We start from the raw sequence: 16424 nt of genomic DNA, 5'->3' as shown, positions 1-16424 counted from the left end.
AACTTTGGTAGCTTATGATCTCGCCAGTCTGCTAGCACCTTTACGATCAAGCACTGCATATACGTACGCCGCACCAACGATCATGCCTCCCGCCAGCAGTAACAACGGTGCGCCCAATCCGGTCAGCAATCCAGCCAATGCCGTGCCTGCGGAGCTGCTGGCGATTTTGAAGCCCGCCATACCTGTAAATACTTGCCCCCGCACATGATCTGGTGCATAGTTCGACCGTACGCCAAGCGTTGCCGCAAAAAACGGTGCATTTGCCGCGCCAGCTACCGCCAGTGCCAACAGCAGCGCCAGATACGTCTGCGCCGCCAGCGCGCAAATGCCAAAAGTAACTGCCACCAGCGCCGTATACAACAGCATATTGCGCTCCGGCTCTCCGCGTAGCGGAAATAGCGTTAACAGTAGTGAACCAGCCAGATTCCCAAGTCCAAATGCCGCTACCAGCCAGCCGCCGCCTGCCGAATTGCCCAACTGCTCCGAGGCAAAAGCAACCGCAATGACCGAGATCGCCCCACCTGGAAATGCCGCCGCCATCATAACAACAATCGCCCGCCGCAGTTGTCCTGTATGCAGCAAAATATGCAATACGCCATGCTCCGAGACGACCGTTTCCTCTGTATGCGATGTTCGCATCTGCAAAGGTAGCCACAGAATCAGCAACACTGCTACAATCACACTTATTGAAAGCAAGATCAGCGCCAACAGTGGACTAAACACCGTCGCAATGACCGCAACTGCCGCCGGTCCCAGCGTGCCGCTCATGCCATACGTGAGCGCATCCCAGCTCTCTGCACGCCGTTGATGCTGTTCATCTTCATCCACGAGTCCAGATAGTACACTGCTGAGTCCGCCAGTCAGCAGCGGTCCACAGAATCTGATGAACTAAAAAAGATTTGAAGAAGAGTATGAAATTCTAAAAAGTTTCTTCCTTTTCTGATTGAATTGGTTACCGTTGTAGTCATCGGTCGTTTAGTAATATATGTCGGTATCTATGGCAATCCATTCAATACATACGCAGTTGCTTATGAAGTAAATCAATACTTGATTAAGCCAAAAACCTATACGGTGAATGGTATCAGTAGCGCACAAGGCACGTATTCATTCAAAACAAGTCATAATGCTTGTACGACAGAAGTTGTTTTTCAAGATAAGCCGCAGAATATATATGATTATCATTTCGAAGATAACAAGTGTAAAATGTCAAATACGAGTACGAATTTTTATGTATTTTAATTAACAAGCAATAGATTTATGAAATAACATCTCAAACATATCGAAAACTTAGTTGTATTTAAAAAAACGTACACATTCTTAATTTTCATCCAAGAATACATGTAATAAATAACAAAAGTCCAGCTCTGGATTTTTTGATTTTCTTCAGTACTGGACTTGATTACCAAATTACAATTTTTGTGTACCATAGATATTTTTTATCTCTTCGGCTATATTAGTGAACGGATTGGACCTCATACAACTCCAATCACAACATTTCTGAGATCGATCATGGGCTACCTTAACTTTAGTATATAATATATCTTTGATAATAGAATTAGCTTTATTTTTCTCATAGTTCTCAATGCTCATTGAGTTGCTTAGTTTTGAATATATAGTTTTTCTTTCTAAAGCAATATTTACATCTTCGTAATGCATTAATAACCAGATATCAAAACAAATATTAGAAAATATGACTCCAAATCCATTACTTTTTGCTAATCTAATTGCCATATCAACTCTTTCCCAATCTTGGTCGTCTTTATCAAAAACCACATAGATTTTCTCAACATCGTTTTTCTTATACCGCGGATTTTTTTGTATGGAGCGAATTACATATTCAACTAGGTCAAGAGATTGACCAGGAGCAACAAAAGGGCTTACCTGTATAGTATTATTTATTTTGACATTACTTGCATTATATTTCCGATTTAACATCTCAAAATAAAGCTTTTCAGTTTCACCTTCGCAAAAAATCAGAATTTCTTTTTTTAATTTTTTATTTCCAGATCTTCTCGCCATTTTGTTCCTCACCTGTAAGAGAATTTAACATACCTTGAATGTCTATTGTCGGAACAGCACCAAACTGACCTCTCATATATCTTTTAAAAAAGGAAATATCATTTCTTGGAGTGCTATTCAGTTCGTTAAAATCAAACAAGGAATACAAACTACTTTGTCCTTCAAAGTCTTTTTCTAATAAATATATTTGATCTTTTCTTAAGTCGCAATCTAACAATTGAAGTTCATGAGAAGTTAATATAAATTGATTTTTATTTCCTGCCGAATTAAATAGTCTAATTAATGCTTTCGATAATTTTAAATGAACAGCATCATCAAATTCATCCATTATAATTACTTTTCCATTATTTTCACTAAATAATATAGTCAACGCTATTTCAATTATTTTTTTAGTTCCTTTTGATTCTAAAGAAGATACATGGATAGAAGAACTTCCTACAACTTCACCATTGTTATCATATTTTCTATACACCGTATATAATTCTCTACTAGTATTTTTGTAATCATATTTTTCAACGCCCATTGTTTCAGCTATTGTATCCATAGCTTTTCTCAAATGTTCAGGAACCTCAACAATTCTATTTTTGACCTCTATATCGATAATATTGAAAAATCAGCAAATTTCAAAAAATCCAAAAAAAGTTTTTTGTTTTTAGGATCCTCTAATAGAAAGTACATATCTTCGAGTTGATTACTACCAAAGAATATCAACTCGTTATTAAACCATGTAATTACTTCTATACACACCTTATCGTTATTATCTTGCGCAGTGGAAACAAACAACTTATTATCACGAGTTTTTTCTATTAAATCCTGTAAATTATTAGGAACTTCAAAACAGTTCTGAACAGAGTCTCTTTCAAAATAAATTTGATTATTAACAATTAATTTTTCTTTCAAAATTTTTTTTTTAGTATGAGTTATGGAATATGAATATTCATTTGAATTGAAAATAAACTTGATCTCATAAGTTGTTTCTTTGCTAAGCGAATCTACATTCATAGCAAATGGTTGATATGGTAAGGTGCTTGTTGCATTTTTTGTAGGTTGTAAAACAATAGAACGCATTGTAGACATAGCTGCAAACAAATTACTTTTACCAGAACCATTAGGTCCAAAAATAACAGCGTTTTTTAATAAGCGTTTATCTTTTTGAATTATCGTATTTGATTCATTAAATTTCCTTAATTTTTCCCCTGCTTCCATTGAAAAACTGACAGCTTCTTTAAAAGAACCTAAATTAGTTGTTGAAAACTCTATTAACATAGCATCTTCTCCTTAAAACGAAATTACGTTTTTATAAACTTAATATTATAACAAAAAAACTTTTTTTTCTATTTTAAAAACGTTTTTTTTTTTTTTTGTTTTTTTAATTATTATCGACAATTTACTACATTTTTTTAGCATTATGATTTACATTTAAACTTTGTACTGGTAATAAAATCCTAAATTTTTGAGTACTTAATATATTCTATGATATTTACATTGATAAAATATGCTATCAAATTCTCCCAAAAACAACTTTACGCGCCTCCATGTAAACGGTATACTTGTAGTAGTGGTTAATTTTGAAATCAAGTTTCATTCTACGGAACTTAGATTCTGTATATCCAGAATCATTTCCGCCGGATTGACTCTTTTTTCACCCATGTTTACTTTTTCCTGTAACTTGTAAAGCCGTATTTCATTCAAGGAGGTTCATCTATGTCCGTTAAAGATTCATTTTCCGTTGGCCGTGAACTGAAAGTGAAAGACAAAAGTTACCGTTATTTCAGCATTGAAGCGCTGAAAGATCAAGGTTTCACTAGCATCGACAAGCTTCCTTTCTCCATTCGCGTATTGCTGGAAGCAGCTGTTCGTCAATTCGATGGGCACGCGATCACTGAGGAGCACGTCAAACAACTCGCGGGATGGGCTGAAGGCCGTGAGGAAAAGGAAATTCCATTTATCCCTGCACGTATCGTATTGCAGGATTTCACTGGCGTACCAGTCGTAGTCGATCTGGCAGCCATGCGCGATTTTGTAAAAAGTCAGGGCGGCGATCCGAAGCAGATCAACCCGCTTGTACCGGTTGACCTGGTTATTGACCACTCCGTCATGGTAGATGCATTTGGTACACCAGATGCACTTGAATATAATGTAAACGTTGAATTTGAACGTAATGAAGAGCGTTACCGTTTCCTGCGCTGGGCGCAAACGGCATTCGATAATTTCCGTGCCGTCCCACCATCCACTGGTATCGTTCACCAAGTAAACCTGGAGTATCTTGCCTCTGTCGCGGCAACCAAAACGGTTGACGGCGAAACGCAAGTATTCCCAGATTCCCTCGTTGGTACGGACTCCCATACGACCATGATTAATGGTCTGGGCGTTGTTGGCTGGGGTGTCGGCGGTATCGAAGCCGAAGCAGGTATGCTCGGTCAGCCGCTGTACTTCGTTATGCCAGAAGTGATCGGTTTCAAACTGACAGGCAGCCTGAGTGAAGGCGCAACTGCAACTGACCTTGCGCTGACTGTTACCGAAATGCTGCGTAAAAAAGGCGTTGTCGGCAAATTCGTCGAGTTCTACGGTCCAGGTCTGGGTAACATCAGTCTGGCTGACCGTGCGACGGTTGCCAACATGGCTCCAGAGTATGGCGCAACAATCGGCTTCTTCCCTGTCGATGACGAAACGTTGTTCTACCTGCGCAACACCGGTCGTGCTGACGATCAGGTGGAATTGGTAGAAGCGTACTACAAAGCACAAAACATGTTCCGTACAGCGGAAACACCTGATCCGACTTTTACTGATGTCATCGAACTGGATCTGGCTTCTGTTGTGCCAAGTCTTGCCGGTCCAAAACGTCCGCAAGATCGGATCGAACTGACTGATATGAAACTGAGCTACAACACTGCAATCCGTACACCGGTTGAATCCGGCGGCTACGGTCTGTCCGATGTGAAGATTGCCGAGAAGGTCAAAGTTCAACATCCGAACGGCAAAACAAGCGAAATGGGCGCAGGTGCAGTCGTGATTGCAGCGATTACTAGCTGTACGAACACATCCAACCCGAGCGTTATGATCGGTGCAGGTCTGCTTGCCAAAAAAGCAGTTGAACGCGGTCTGACCGTGCCAGGCTATGTGAAAACAAGTCTGACTCCCGGCTCGCTCGTCGTTACCGAGTATCTGCAAAAAGCCGGCGTCGACAAATCGCTGGAACAACTCGGCTTCTACCTCGCTGGCTACGGCTGTGCGACATGTATCGGTAACTCCGGTCCATTGCCAGACGAAGTAAGTCAGGCAATTGCGGATAACGATCTGACCGTCGCTTCCGTGCTGTCCGGTAACCGTAACTTTGAAGGTCGTGTGCATGCTCAGGTGAAAATGAACTATCTGGCTTCGCCGCCGCTCGTTGTAGCTTACGCGCTTGCTGGTACTGTCGACATCGACCTGACTACCGACCCAATCGGACATGATCCGCAAGGTGAAGCAGTTTACCTAAAAGACATCTGGCCAACAGCCAAGGAAATTCGCGACGCAATCGCACTGTCGATCAGTCCCGAAATGTTCCGCAGCCGTTACGAAAATGTCTTCACTGCCAACAAACGCTGGAACGATATCCCTGTACCACAGGGCGAACTGTACGAGTGGGACCCGAACTCCACGTACATCCAGAACCCGCCATTCTTCGAAAGTCTGGCAAAAGGCATGAACGATATTCAGGATATTCGTCAAGCACGCGTACTCGCGCTGATGGGCGATTCTGTAACAACCGACCACATCTCACCAGCGGGTAACATTTCTCCATCGTCCCCGGGTGGTCAATATCTGAAAGAGCACAATGTCGAACGCAAAGACTTCAACTCCTACGGCTCTCGTCGTGGTAACCATGAAGTCATGATGCGCGGTACATTTGCCAACATTCGTATCCGTAACCAAGTGGCTCCGGGCACTGAGGGTGGCGTTACGAAGTACCTGCCAACTGACGAAGTCATGTCCATCTACGATGCCTCCATGCGTTACCAAGCAGAAGGTCAGAATCTGGTCGTTATCGCTGGTAAAGAGTATGGTACAGGTAGCTCGCGTGACTGGGCAGCCAAAGGTACCTTCCTGCTGGGTGTCAAAGCCGTTATTACCGAAAGCTTTGAACGTATTCACCGCAGTAACTTGGTCGGTATGGGCGTTATGCCGCTTCAATTCCAAGAAGGCTACAGCTGGAAGCAGCTCGGTCTGAACGGAACAGAAGTATTCGATATCGTCGGTCTGAACAACGATGTGAAACCGGGTCAAACGCTGACTGTTACCGCGACACGCGAAGACGGTAGTACATTTGAATTCCCTGTTACCGTTCGTCTGGACAGTGCAGTCGATGTAGATTACTACCATAACGGTGGTATCCTTCAAACGGTTCTGCGTCAAATGATGAAGAACGCCAACAAAGGTGAAACGGTATAATCTACCGCTCCATCTGGCATTCACGATACAATAATGAACAGCCCGCTGCTCCTTTTGGAGTCGGCGGGCTTTTATTTGCTTATTTATGAGAATGACATATACATTATATACGAGCAGTAAATGTACTATAAAAAGCATACATACGAAATGTCCTTAACTTAGGATACACGTCGATGATGCCGACGGCGATACAACCAGATCCATACGACGAGACTGACTACAATACCCAAGGCAATCACAAGACGAAGTCGCTGTCCGACCAATACATGATTGCTGCCGGGCAATACAGGACGCGGGTCGCCGAGCTGCGCCAGATCGGATTGGGCATCGGCAGTCGTATAGACAGCATTACCGATACACAGATCCGTTTTCAACTCGCCTTGCTGCATATGGGCGTAGACAAGATAGCTTTTTCCCTTTTCAAATACATAGCCACAAGCGGAAGATTCACCACTCGTTACGACGGAAGTCTGTTCATGTACATTGTCCGTCCACGCCTGTTTCACCTTAAACGTATACAACAGCGGCTGATGTTCAGACGCCGATATCGTTTGCCGCACATCAGTCATCTGACCAGCAAATACGGTGTCTGCATACTTCATTTTGCCAGCTACATCCAAGGTCTGGGCGCAGCTACACGCATATGCAGGCTTGGCAGTATACAGAGGGGATAGGCTAATAAGCAGGAGAATCAGAATGCCGAACCATTTGAGAATAGGCGATGATATAGGCGTCGTCCATAGTCGATATATAGCTGAGAACATAACAAGAGCAACCTCCCGTCTATTTGTGCGTTTACTTTAAACACACGTGATAGACAAAAATGTTGCTCTTGATCCAATATTTCACATATTTATATTCCATTCCTTGCTGTTAGCATTACATCCATACGTATTATCGTTACATCTGCGGGTATACGCATTGGTATAGTTCTTACTCTATTCACCGTGTTATTTACCGCAGCTTAATGCCCATATCATGCGCAACCTCGATCAGGATCGGCGCGTACTCATGTAGCTTGTCCAGCGATAATCGGCTCACTGGGCCGGATAGCGATAACGATGCACGCAGTTGTCCTGCACTGTCGAATACAGGCACAGCAACCGCCGCTGCTCCCGGTTCCCGCTCCTCATAGCTGGTAGAGTAGCCGCTCTGCTGCACTTCCTCCAATTGCTGACGGTATAGCACCGGATCGACGCTTGGCGGCCATTCGGCGGTACTTAGAATCTGCTCGCGCTCCTGATCCCCGGAAAAGGCGACCAGTACTTTGCTGGATGCGCCAACAGTCAGCGGCAAGCGCGCACCGACCGGAGCGACGCGGCGGATTGCCTGATTGCTCTGTACTGCTTGAATGCGCAGACGCTCAGCACCATCGCGGATGTACAAACTAATCGTCTCGCCCAGCCGATCACGCAGCTGCTCCATATCGGGCAGCAGCATGGTCGCAGGATCATCGCTCTGAGATAGGTGGGTCGACAGCTCCCAGATTTTGATGCCCAGTCGGTATTTATCTGTCGCGCTATTACGTACAACGAAGCCTCGTTCCTCCAGCGTAGCGAGCAGACGGTGAACGGTGCTTTTGTGCAATCCGATTTCCGAAGAGATTTCGGTGAGTCCCAGATCGCCGGAGCGGGTAAAACAAAGTAGTATATCAAGCGCACGCTCTACAGCGCGTACGGTTAATTTGCGGTCTTCCATTGCATTCGCCTCCATTGGCTGTCCATTATTGTGATGGCTGTCCTTGATTCGGCAGCCTTTTGCCATCTTCCTGCGATTGCCGTATGATCATAAGTATTCCTGTTGTGCCGTAAAGTCGTATATCATTTGGTTTCACTGAATGAAACCTGGTTACATAAATTATATCGAAGCTACCTGTAAAGGTAAAGGAAAATAGGACGATATTATAGTGTAATCTTCATCAGGTATAGTGGAGTCTGAAACAAGTCTTTGCTACAATGAATGATTATGAAAATGATTCTGTTGCTGCATATGATGCTGTAGAGTATTACTTTTTACTATTTTTCAGGAGGGGCCTTATGTCTACAACTCTCGAGCCGAATAACGAGACCCCATCATCCGAACGCGAAGAAACGCCGATTGTGCTGACGCGGCAATTACGCTTCAAGCATATTATTATCGCTTTTTTGCTGTCTATCGTATTTTTCTTTCTGTTTTGCTTTGTCGCGTTGCATGCGTATATTGCGTGGGTGCTGTCCAATCCGACCGTAGCCAGCGTCTATTCTAATCCGATGCAAGCGAAAAACATGGCGTACGAAGACATTACATTTCCTGCCCGTGATGGCAGCCGGATGATGCAGGGCTGGTATATTCCGGCTGAAACCAAGTCCAGCAAAACGATTATTTTCAGCCATGGGTATGGCGCGAATCGTGAAGAAACGTGGATTCCGATGTACGATCTCGCCCATTACGCCCATCGTCTGAATTTCAATGTCATTATGTTCGACTATGGCTTCGCCGCCAAGACGAACAAAGAAGTCGCAACTGGCGGCAAAAAAGAATCTCAGCAATTGCTAGGCGCGATTGATCTGGCGAAACAGCGCGGTGCACAGGAGCTGGTCGTATGGGGCTTCTCCATGGGAGCCGGAACCGCACTGCAAACGGGTCTGCTGACCGATCAGGTGGATGCGATGATTCTGGATAGTTCCTTCCTGCTAGAACCGGATACGCTCTATTATAATATCCGCCAACAGTTGGATTTGCCGCAGCATCCATCGATTGAGATTTTGGAATTTCTATTGCCGCTCGTTAACGGTACTAGTCTGAACCAGATTCCGTATCAGCAGGTAAAAAGCAAAGATTATCCGTTCCCGATCTTCTTTATTCACGGGACACAGGATAGCAAAGCGCCGTACCAGATTGCCGAACTGCTCGCCTCGCACCAGACCAATCCCAATTCGGAAGTCTGGATCATCCCGGGAGCGCATCACGAATTGGAGTTCCGGGAACATCCACGCGAATATTTGCGTAATGTATCCAACTTCCTGAGCAATCTGAATCTGGCAGGCGAGGATGAAGTGAACAACGAACCGATGCTGAATGATTCTTCGGACAATACCGATACGGACCCAACGACTGACTCTGTACCTATTCCAGCATCCGAAGCGGAAAAACAATCACAGTCGGAGCAGAGTACGAACACAGAGGAAAATAGCAGCAATCCAACGGAATAACGTTACGACGTAATCGCCGCATGCTGTAGTTGCTTTGACGAATGAATGCATCGATCATGCTAGTGAAGCTAATAGTGCAGTGGTAATAGAGAATTACAGAATACGATAGGACGATGTAGCCCAACATTCATCAATCGCCTACCTTATATCCATTAGCAAAAAGCGCTCATTCCCGAGGGAAGTGAGCGCTTTTACTAGTATGCTTATTGTTTTTTGTGAAATGTTTCCTGCGATACTTACTGTGTGTATCATGTTGTTTATTGTATTAAGAACGTATCTGCTCTATTTGACATATTAGAACATCTAATATTCAGTACATGAGAGCATTCGCTGTATCAGCTACACTTTTATTTTACATACTGATCCATCCAAGTTAGCAAAAATTGCTGCTGAGCCAGCGTACCAACTGTGAGTGTAGACAATCCATCTCCAGTCTGATGATCCAGAAATGGTAATTCGATATAGCGGGTAACGATGCCTTTGGCAGCAATCTGTGTGGCAAATTCCGCCACAGGTCCCGGCAGCACCAGATGATCCCGACTGCCTTGAATGATCAGAGTCGGTGGTGCCTCCTTGCTAATATGAGTCGATGGGGAGACAAATGTGTAGCGGTCGGGATACTGTGACGGTGTACCGCCGACATAACTCTGCCCAACCGTATAGCCAATCGCAGATTGCTGCTGAGCGACGACCATATTGACGACTGGATACAGCCCGGTTACCGCTTGGATATGCGGCAGGTCGCTGCTATTGCCGCAGGTAGGCTGAAGCGTCCCATTGTTGGACATATACGCCGCATTGATCGCCAGATTACCACCTGCTGAATCGCCGAATATACCGACTCGGGACATATCCAGTGGGTACTCTTGTGCACCCTTTGTATTCAGCCAAGTGAGCGCACAACCTACATCGCCCACTTCGGTATTCCATGTATGCTGCTGCGTATTCGCAAGCCGATAATTCACATCCATTACAGCATACCCGTGATCTGCCAAAAAGCGATTATAGGCAGTTGGTGCTTTGCCACCGGATGTAAATCCACCGCCATGCACACGCACGACCACTGGTACGTTGTTGCTATTGTCCGTCTGTGCTGGCAAATATAGATCTGCCTGTAACGGCGTCCCGTCCGGCTGACCAAATGTAATGCTCTGATCCGGCTTGCCCCATGACTGCATCTGCATATTCGCTGGCGCCAAGGCATACATGCCGCCACCTTCCCGCGCAACCGTAACGACCAGACTGACATACGTAATGATACTGACGATAAACGCTGCTGCACATAACGTCGTCACAATGCGTAACCAGCGATGTTGACGTCGGAACCACCACATAAGCAGTACGAACAGGACGAGCGGGATGAATGTATACACGATATTATAGATGCCCATGCCATCACGGATAATGGACACGGTAAGAATGACGGTCTGTACACTACCGATTCGCAAAGCAGGCACCAGCCATGTTGTCGGGATGACCGCCAGTAGCTGGGCAACAATTCCCCATAATGCCAGCAATCCAGCGAATAGTAAAATTATCGTTTGTGCAGTGATGCGAAGTATTGAAGTGAATGGATGAGTGCGACGAGCTGGAATGATCATATCAAGTTCCTCCTGAATATAAAAAAGTCTGATACCGACTTTTCAGCCAGCATCAGACTTGGGTGTACGATATATAGGGATATCCATATCCTGCTGCACCAATAGGATTGCAGCTATGAAGCAATCAAAGCATGATGTGTGCCATCTAGCGGCATATATTTATAAAGTGTTGCGTAATCAACTGATTGGGTAGTGATCATTATGTGATCATCGTATTCGTTGCATCGTCTTGGTCGTTGCGATCATTTCAGGAAGAATGCTTCAGTGTCATCGCGGCGTGAGCGGGAGATTGTACGCAGTGCTCGCAGTGACCATTTAATACGTATTTGACGTGTTCCAGTACGTTTTGAATTTCGTGTCCACACTTGTTACATGCGACGTGTTTTTTACTGTTATATGTGTTATTCAATGTTCTCACCTTTGTGTACAGAAGTTTTTACAAATCGGGTAGATTACTGGGATGCTGATGCCAGTCAGCTTCTCAGGCCCATTGTAGTATTAACCTATGCAAAGGTAATCTAATCACGGAATAACGTATTTCAACGTAAAACACGCTGGATAATATACTCCAGCAACCAAGCAGGCAACAGGCGGCGCGCCCAGATTAGCAGCCCACTCCCCTTGCCAACAGGATAACGTAAACGCGGTCGTTTCGTCTGTACAATGCGAGCGATGAGATCGGCAACCTGCTGCGGATGCGGAGCGTGTTGGGCAGAGTGGCGGGAGTAATCCAGTATTTTGTTCAGCTGTCGTTCGTAAGGAGATGTCTGATTCTGTGCACCGGTCTGAATATCATCTAATCCTTTGTTCCAGATCGCCGTTCGGTATGCTCCCGGCTCGACCAGCACTACAGCAATGCCAAACGACGCCATCTCATGACGCAGACTTTCGCTAAATCCTTCAATAGCAAATTTGGATGTCGCATACGGCGCATATCCTGGAAAAGCAGCAATGCCGCTCACGCTGCTCATATTGATAATCTGCCCGCTACGCTGCTCCCGCATCATCGGCAACACTTCACGAGTAACTGCGATTAGTCCAAACACATTACTTTCCAATTGCGCCCGCCATACTTCCATAGGCACATGCTCGATAAAGCCGCCGACAGCATAGCCAGCATTATTAATCAGCACATCCAGCCGTCCATACTGCTGCCTCACAACATGTATCGCTTCCGCAATAGATTCCGGCTGCGTGACATCCAAACGTACACAGTGAATATGGTTCTGTACGCCTGCTTGCTGTGCCTGCTGATCCAGCTCTGTTCTACGGGATAGGTCACGCATTGTAGCGATTACTTGCCAGCCCTGCTGTGCCAGTGTGATCGCTGTCAGTAGCCCGAATCCGCTCGAACTGCCAGTAATGAGTACAATGCGTTTCCTATCGGTTGATGAGTGATTCCGAATCGCTTGCTGTGTAGACGAAGCTGACATCATTTCCCTCCCTGACACATCATTTTCGTGAACTGCTTACTATTTACAATTTGAGCCTATGAATGAGGGGTACGCCGATCCGGTATAGTAGCTGCTCCAGCATCCACCAGCAGCAGCGTATCGGCAATGCTCGTCCTGTATCATATACGGCAGACACTTCCAGCGCACCATATGCTCCGCGATTGCGCTTGAACTGACCGACACCGGAGCTCTCATGCAGCAGATCGCCGCGCTCTGTTGCCAATTCGATCAGCAGCACCGACAGCATCCGATACAGACCAGTTTCCGCTGGTAGCGACGTATCGTAACCGAACAGGGGCGTCGTCATCACGCCATCCCGGGCAAAAAAGCCTAGAATCGCGTCCAGCCGACCTTCCGTGCGCAATCCATACAATTGCAACGTCCTCTGCTCCAGCGCAAGTTGTAGAAAATCCGTTGTAAATTGCGGATTATGTATCGAATATTTCTCAATGTATAACATCTGGTACAACTCCAGCATCCGCGGAATATCATCTGCATTCCATTCATCTGGGCGCACAACGGTGTAATGGAAAGTGTCCATCAGCTTGCGGTCGCGCTTGATGATCCAGCGCGCCTTGGAAGGAATGGTCGCAGGATGTAGCAAATAAATCTGACGGCTTGGAATGAAGCGGCTACCCATATTGTGCAGCGTATGCCAGAGTGTAGGCGTAGTCACTTCATTGAGCGAGCGCCAGATGATCACATGACGCGGATAACGCGCGTTAACTGCCTGCTGCACCTGTTCAATCTGCAATTGCGTAAGTGTTGGATACAGATTGGTGGATAGCAACCAGTTGTTGATCTGCACCACTCTGTTCATATGCACTGCCCGCAAGCATGTGCCAAGACCACGTAGCAGCAGGGACAATCCCTTTTCCAGCCATGGCTTCTTTAACATACTCAGCTCCTGCCTTGCATAGCTGACATAATGCGTATACGGAGAGCAGACGTAGGAATTGTCGTATTGTGCATCATTGACTGTAACTGGCAGAGGAATGCCATCTACCGTCACAATAAGCAGTTCTGTCTGCACATTGGCGAACATGGACAGCGTACCGTGTTCCAGTAGCGGCAGTAGATAGCTACGTGCATATTCACCATATGCGTCATCCTGCCAGACGATTTCGTGGCGACTGTCCCGATCATACCAGCGAATATCTACACTGACTTCATCCGAGCCAGCACACCGATCGTCAGAACGATGATCCATCGTTGTTCTCGAAGCGTTCATATATGCCAGCCTCTCTCTACCCTGCGTAATTTGACTGGTCCAGGTACAAAATCATACTCGCTGAACATTAGCTGCGGCACCTGTCCGCCAAGCCCTGTACATAGCTGCTCTATCCGCTGCCGGATCGTTTGCTCTACCTTGCCATCCATCCCCTGCGGCAACACATACGAGATTTCCAGCCGATCCACATCATGCTGTATAGCCCGATAATGCTGAATATCCGGCGACGCCGCAATAATCGCCCTTGTCACCAGATCAGGAAATAACGGGATATACTTCTCATCCGCCCCCGTTCCATCTGCCTGTCTATCTGAATGTCGTTGCGGCAAAGGACGAATATACAAAATATCATCATACCGCCCTTCAATCCTCTCAATCGCCGTACATACCGATCCACACGCACACGGCTCCGCCGCTTCGGTCAAAATGTCATTCAACCGGTAACGCACAATCGGCTGCGCTCTCCGCGAAAAGTCCGTAATAATCGGCATAAAACGCCGCCGCTCGTCGTCGATATACTCCTTCTCGATATGCACCACATCCTCGTTCAGATGAATGGTGCCATGCTCACAGCTCGTGCCGAGAAAGCCTTCGGTGCATTGATACACCTGATGTACCTTTTGCTGGAAGGTCTGTTGGATGTACTGGCGATCCAGCGGGTCTAGCACCTCCGCAACCGAGATCAGCTTGGACGGCTGAACAGTCAGCTTGCCATCCTGTGCCGCTTGTGCTAGCATCCGCAGCAGTGAAGGCGGCGCAACCCAGATGTCCGCACCATACTGCTGCATATCTGCAATATGCCGCTCCATCGGTAGCGTCAGATCGAAGTAGCGAAACTGCAAGCTCCCTCGCTGTACCGATTCATACAGATTGCTATTCGCCCGCAGGAAAAAGGCAATCCGATGCCGCTCGCGCAAACTGCCCGGTAGCAGACGCGCCAGCACATTACCTGTCCACGCATCCTGCTCCTGTGGACTCACGAGAAAGATGCCGCGATTGCCCGACGTACCGGAAGACAGCCCAATCGTCACCCCGTTCCATACCGGTGCAAAATCCCGCGTCTGCTCCGCTTGCTGCGCCGTATCCAGCGCCTGCTCACGCGTAATGCCAATCGTATTCAGTAGATCGAAATGCTCCATCATAATACGTTTATCAATCAATGGGAAGTCGCGCCACTCTCCATCGCTCATCCCATTCCAGAGCCGCCGATAAAAAGGGGAATGCGCTCGCACCCACTGAATATGGCGCTGTACCTGCCACTCTTGCCAGCGCTCTAGCGCCTCACGGCTATTCCAGCGCTTACGTCGTTGTCTCGTTTGCCAGTAATGATACACAATGCGCAGCACACTCATTTCAGCCATCTCCCTCCCCATGTTGCCAGTGCTTCCCGGCAATGAGTCGGTACGATCCGCAGCTGCGGATATTTTAGATGCCAGCGACGCAGGCGATCCATATTGCTGCGGAACTGCTGACGATTGGACATGATCAAGCCCGCCAGCAGATGCGGACGACGATTCTCGGCAAACGCGCGGCTGCTCCAGACCGTATCTGCACAGAGCAAGTACGGCTCACCTCCTGCATGTAGCAGCAGACCGATCATCCCCTCCGCATGCCCAGACAGCTCTAACGCGCGAATGCTGCCGTCGCCGAACACATCGTAGTACGGCACACCAAGATCCGGCAGCACAGAAGCCGCCATACCAAACGGAGTAGCCAGCGGCGAAATGTCCAGTATATTGGCAGCATGGTTCCGTTCCTCCAACGGTCGCTCATGATCGTATTGCAGATCGCTGCGAGTAAACGGCAAGGATCGCTGTTCAAAATCATCCGGCAGCAATCCTGCCAAAAATCCTGCTTTGACCGCCTTCCACGTATTCAACCGCTTCACCGCCGCATACGATTCGTACAAATATATAAATTGCGCATTCGGAAAGTCTCGTGCCGCCGCAATATGATCCCCGTGAAAATGCGACAAAATCACATACCGAATCTCGTCCGCACGCACACCAGCTTCCTGCTCCAGCTGCACGCTACTATGATCCTGCTCGGTATACACAACCGGAGTCAAATAACGATACAACGCCTGCGGCAATCTGCGCGTCTCCTCGAAAAAGCGCATACTGTACCCGGTATCGAACAAAATCATGCCATGCTGTGGATGCCGAATACAAGCAAAGCCTGCCGGAAATGCCGTCGGACGCCATGTTCCACCGCGAATCGTCAAGATCTCTGGATGTGTGCAATAACCCGCAGCACCAAGCCACAGGGACACATTGCTATGCTTCATGGAAACTGCACCTCGCTCTCCATTGGAATAATCGCTCCGTCTGTATTCATCTGCTTGCATGCCATCGTTGAATAGATGACTCATTTAGACTTTGATGTCTGTGTACAACTATGCTTTTTCTCGGTATGGCTGTGCTACTCTTACTGTTCTTTTTGTTGCTGCTGGTGTTATTCTTACTGTCGTTCTTACTATTGCTGTTCTTGCTGT

13 protein-coding genes are annotated in these 16424 nt (G+C 46.7%); 2 read left to right on the top strand and 11 right to left on the bottom strand.

The features are described 5' to 3' along the window. Positions 1-12 precede the first annotated feature (12 nt). The 4 genes from ACE3MZ_RS02715 to ACE3MZ_RS02700 form a co-directional block, all read right to left on the bottom strand. Positions 13-828 (bottom strand): hypothetical protein, encoded by an 816-nt coding sequence (locus tag ACE3MZ_RS02715; RefSeq protein ID WP_411345021.1) that lies wholly within the window; start codon positions 826-828, stop codon positions 13-15. 579 nt (positions 829-1407) lie between these two features. Beyond that, positions 1408-2019, bottom strand: coding sequence for an RloB family protein (locus ACE3MZ_RS02710; protein WP_411345020.1), 612 nt, complete (start codon positions 2017-2019; stop codon positions 1408-1410). Further along, the gene (locus ACE3MZ_RS02705) at positions 1997-2575 is read right to left on the bottom strand and encodes an AAA family ATPase (protein WP_411345019.1); all 579 of its coding nucleotides are present in this window, start codon (positions 2573-2575) and stop codon (positions 1997-1999) included. Before ACE3MZ_RS02705 ends, ACE3MZ_RS02710 begins: the two co-directional genes overlap by 23 nt. Positions 2576-2610: 35 nt before the next feature. Continuing rightward, positions 2611-3285 carry an AAA family ATPase gene (locus ACE3MZ_RS02700; RefSeq protein ID WP_411345018.1) on the bottom strand — a complete coding sequence of 225 codons (675 nt, stop codon included), beginning with the start codon at positions 3283-3285 and terminating at the stop codon, positions 2611-2613. A 438-nt stretch (positions 3286-3723) separates the two neighbouring features. Between ACE3MZ_RS02700 and acnA the strand changes: the two genes are divergently transcribed. Continuing rightward, positions 3724-6453 (top strand): aconitate hydratase AcnA, encoded by a 2730-nt coding sequence (acnA, locus tag ACE3MZ_RS02695; RefSeq protein WP_411345017.1) that lies wholly within the window; start codon positions 3724-3726, stop codon positions 6451-6453. 158 nt (positions 6454-6611) lie between these two features. On the opposite strand, the gene ACE3MZ_RS02690 is transcribed toward acnA, so the two are convergent. Further along, complete coding sequence (locus ACE3MZ_RS02690) at positions 6612-7217, bottom strand: hypothetical protein (RefSeq protein ID WP_411345016.1); 606 nt, start codon at positions 7215-7217, stop codon at positions 6612-6614. Positions 7218-7407: 190 nt separating this feature from the next. Then, positions 7408-8151 carry an IclR family transcriptional regulator gene (locus ACE3MZ_RS02685; RefSeq protein WP_411345015.1) on the bottom strand — a complete coding sequence of 248 codons (744 nt, stop codon included), beginning with the start codon at positions 8149-8151 and terminating at the stop codon, positions 7408-7410. Between the two features lie 338 nt (positions 8152-8489). On the opposite strand from ACE3MZ_RS02685, the gene ACE3MZ_RS02680 reads away from it, so the two are divergent. Further along, positions 8490-9644, top strand: coding sequence for an alpha/beta hydrolase (locus ACE3MZ_RS02680; RefSeq protein ID WP_411345014.1), 1155 nt, complete (start codon positions 8490-8492; stop codon positions 9642-9644). A gap of 347 nt (positions 9645-9991) precedes the next feature. On the opposite strand, the gene ACE3MZ_RS02675 is transcribed toward ACE3MZ_RS02680, so the two are convergent. From ACE3MZ_RS02675 to ACE3MZ_RS02655, 5 genes are all read right to left on the bottom strand, one after another. Then, positions 9992-11245, bottom strand: coding sequence for an alpha/beta hydrolase fold domain-containing protein (locus ACE3MZ_RS02675; RefSeq protein ID WP_411345013.1), 1254 nt, complete (start codon positions 11243-11245; stop codon positions 9992-9994). Between the two features lie 539 nt (positions 11246-11784). Continuing rightward, on the bottom strand, positions 11785-12681 hold the full coding sequence (locus ACE3MZ_RS02670; RefSeq protein ID WP_411345012.1) for an SDR family oxidoreductase: 897 nt from the start codon (positions 12679-12681) through the stop codon (positions 11785-11787). A gap of 40 nt (positions 12682-12721) precedes the next feature. Next, positions 12722-13930, bottom strand: coding sequence for a GNAT family N-acetyltransferase (locus tag ACE3MZ_RS02665; protein WP_411345011.1), 1209 nt, complete (start codon positions 13928-13930; stop codon positions 12722-12724). Next, positions 13927-15291, bottom strand: coding sequence for a F390 synthetase-related protein (locus tag ACE3MZ_RS02660; protein WP_411345010.1), 1365 nt, complete (start codon positions 15289-15291; stop codon positions 13927-13929). Before ACE3MZ_RS02660 ends, ACE3MZ_RS02665 begins: the two co-directional genes overlap by 4 nt. Further along, positions 15279-16217, bottom strand: coding sequence for an MBL fold metallo-hydrolase (locus ACE3MZ_RS02655; protein ID WP_411345009.1), 939 nt, complete (start codon positions 16215-16217; stop codon positions 15279-15281). Before ACE3MZ_RS02655 ends, ACE3MZ_RS02660 begins: the two co-directional genes overlap by 13 nt. Between the last annotated feature and the right edge of the window lie 207 nt (positions 16218-16424).

Origin of the sequence: Paenibacillus sp. WLX1005, from assembly GCF_046603685.1 — a bacterium.
Lineage (GTDB): Bacteria > Bacillota > Bacilli > Paenibacillales > Paenibacillaceae > Saccharibacillus.
This window is presented reverse-complemented; position numbering and strand designations above follow the sequence as displayed.

Bases quoted from the DNA above. Each gene is read 5' to 3' on its own strand.
- ACE3MZ_RS02710 (WP_411345020.1), bottom strand. From the start codon at position 2,019: ATGGCGAGAAGATCTGGAAATAAAAAATTAAAAAAAGAAATTCTGATT.
- ACE3MZ_RS02700 (WP_411345018.1), bottom strand. From the start codon at position 3,285: ATGTTAATAGAGTTTTCAACAACTAATTTAGGTTCTTTTAAAGAAGCT.
- acnA (WP_411345017.1), top strand. From the start codon at position 3,724: ATGTCCGTTAAAGATTCATTTTCCGTTGGCCGTGAACTGAAAGTGAAA.
- ACE3MZ_RS02690 (WP_411345016.1), bottom strand. From the start codon at position 7,217: ATGTTCTCAGCTATATATCGACTATGGACGACGCCTATATCATCGCCT.
- ACE3MZ_RS02685 (WP_411345015.1), bottom strand. From the start codon at position 8,151: ATGGAAGACCGCAAATTAACCGTACGCGCTGTAGAGCGTGCGCTTGAT.
- ACE3MZ_RS02680 (WP_411345014.1), top strand. From the start codon at position 8,490: ATGTCTACAACTCTCGAGCCGAATAACGAGACCCCATCATCCGAACGC.
- ACE3MZ_RS02675 (WP_411345013.1), bottom strand. From the start codon at position 11,245: ATGATCATTCCAGCTCGTCGCACTCATCCATTCACTTCAATACTTCGC.
- ACE3MZ_RS02670 (WP_411345012.1), bottom strand. From the start codon at position 12,681: ATGATGTCAGCTTCGTCTACACAGCAAGCGATTCGGAATCACTCATCA.
- ACE3MZ_RS02665 (WP_411345011.1), bottom strand. From the start codon at position 13,930: ATGAACGCTTCGAGAACAACGATGGATCATCGTTCTGACGATCGGTGT.
- ACE3MZ_RS02660 (WP_411345010.1), bottom strand. From the start codon at position 15,291: ATGGCTGAAATGAGTGTGCTGCGCATTGTGTATCATTACTGGCAAACG.
- ACE3MZ_RS02655 (WP_411345009.1), bottom strand. From the start codon at position 16,217: ATGAAGCATAGCAATGTGTCCCTGTGGCTTGGTGCTGCGGGTTATTGC.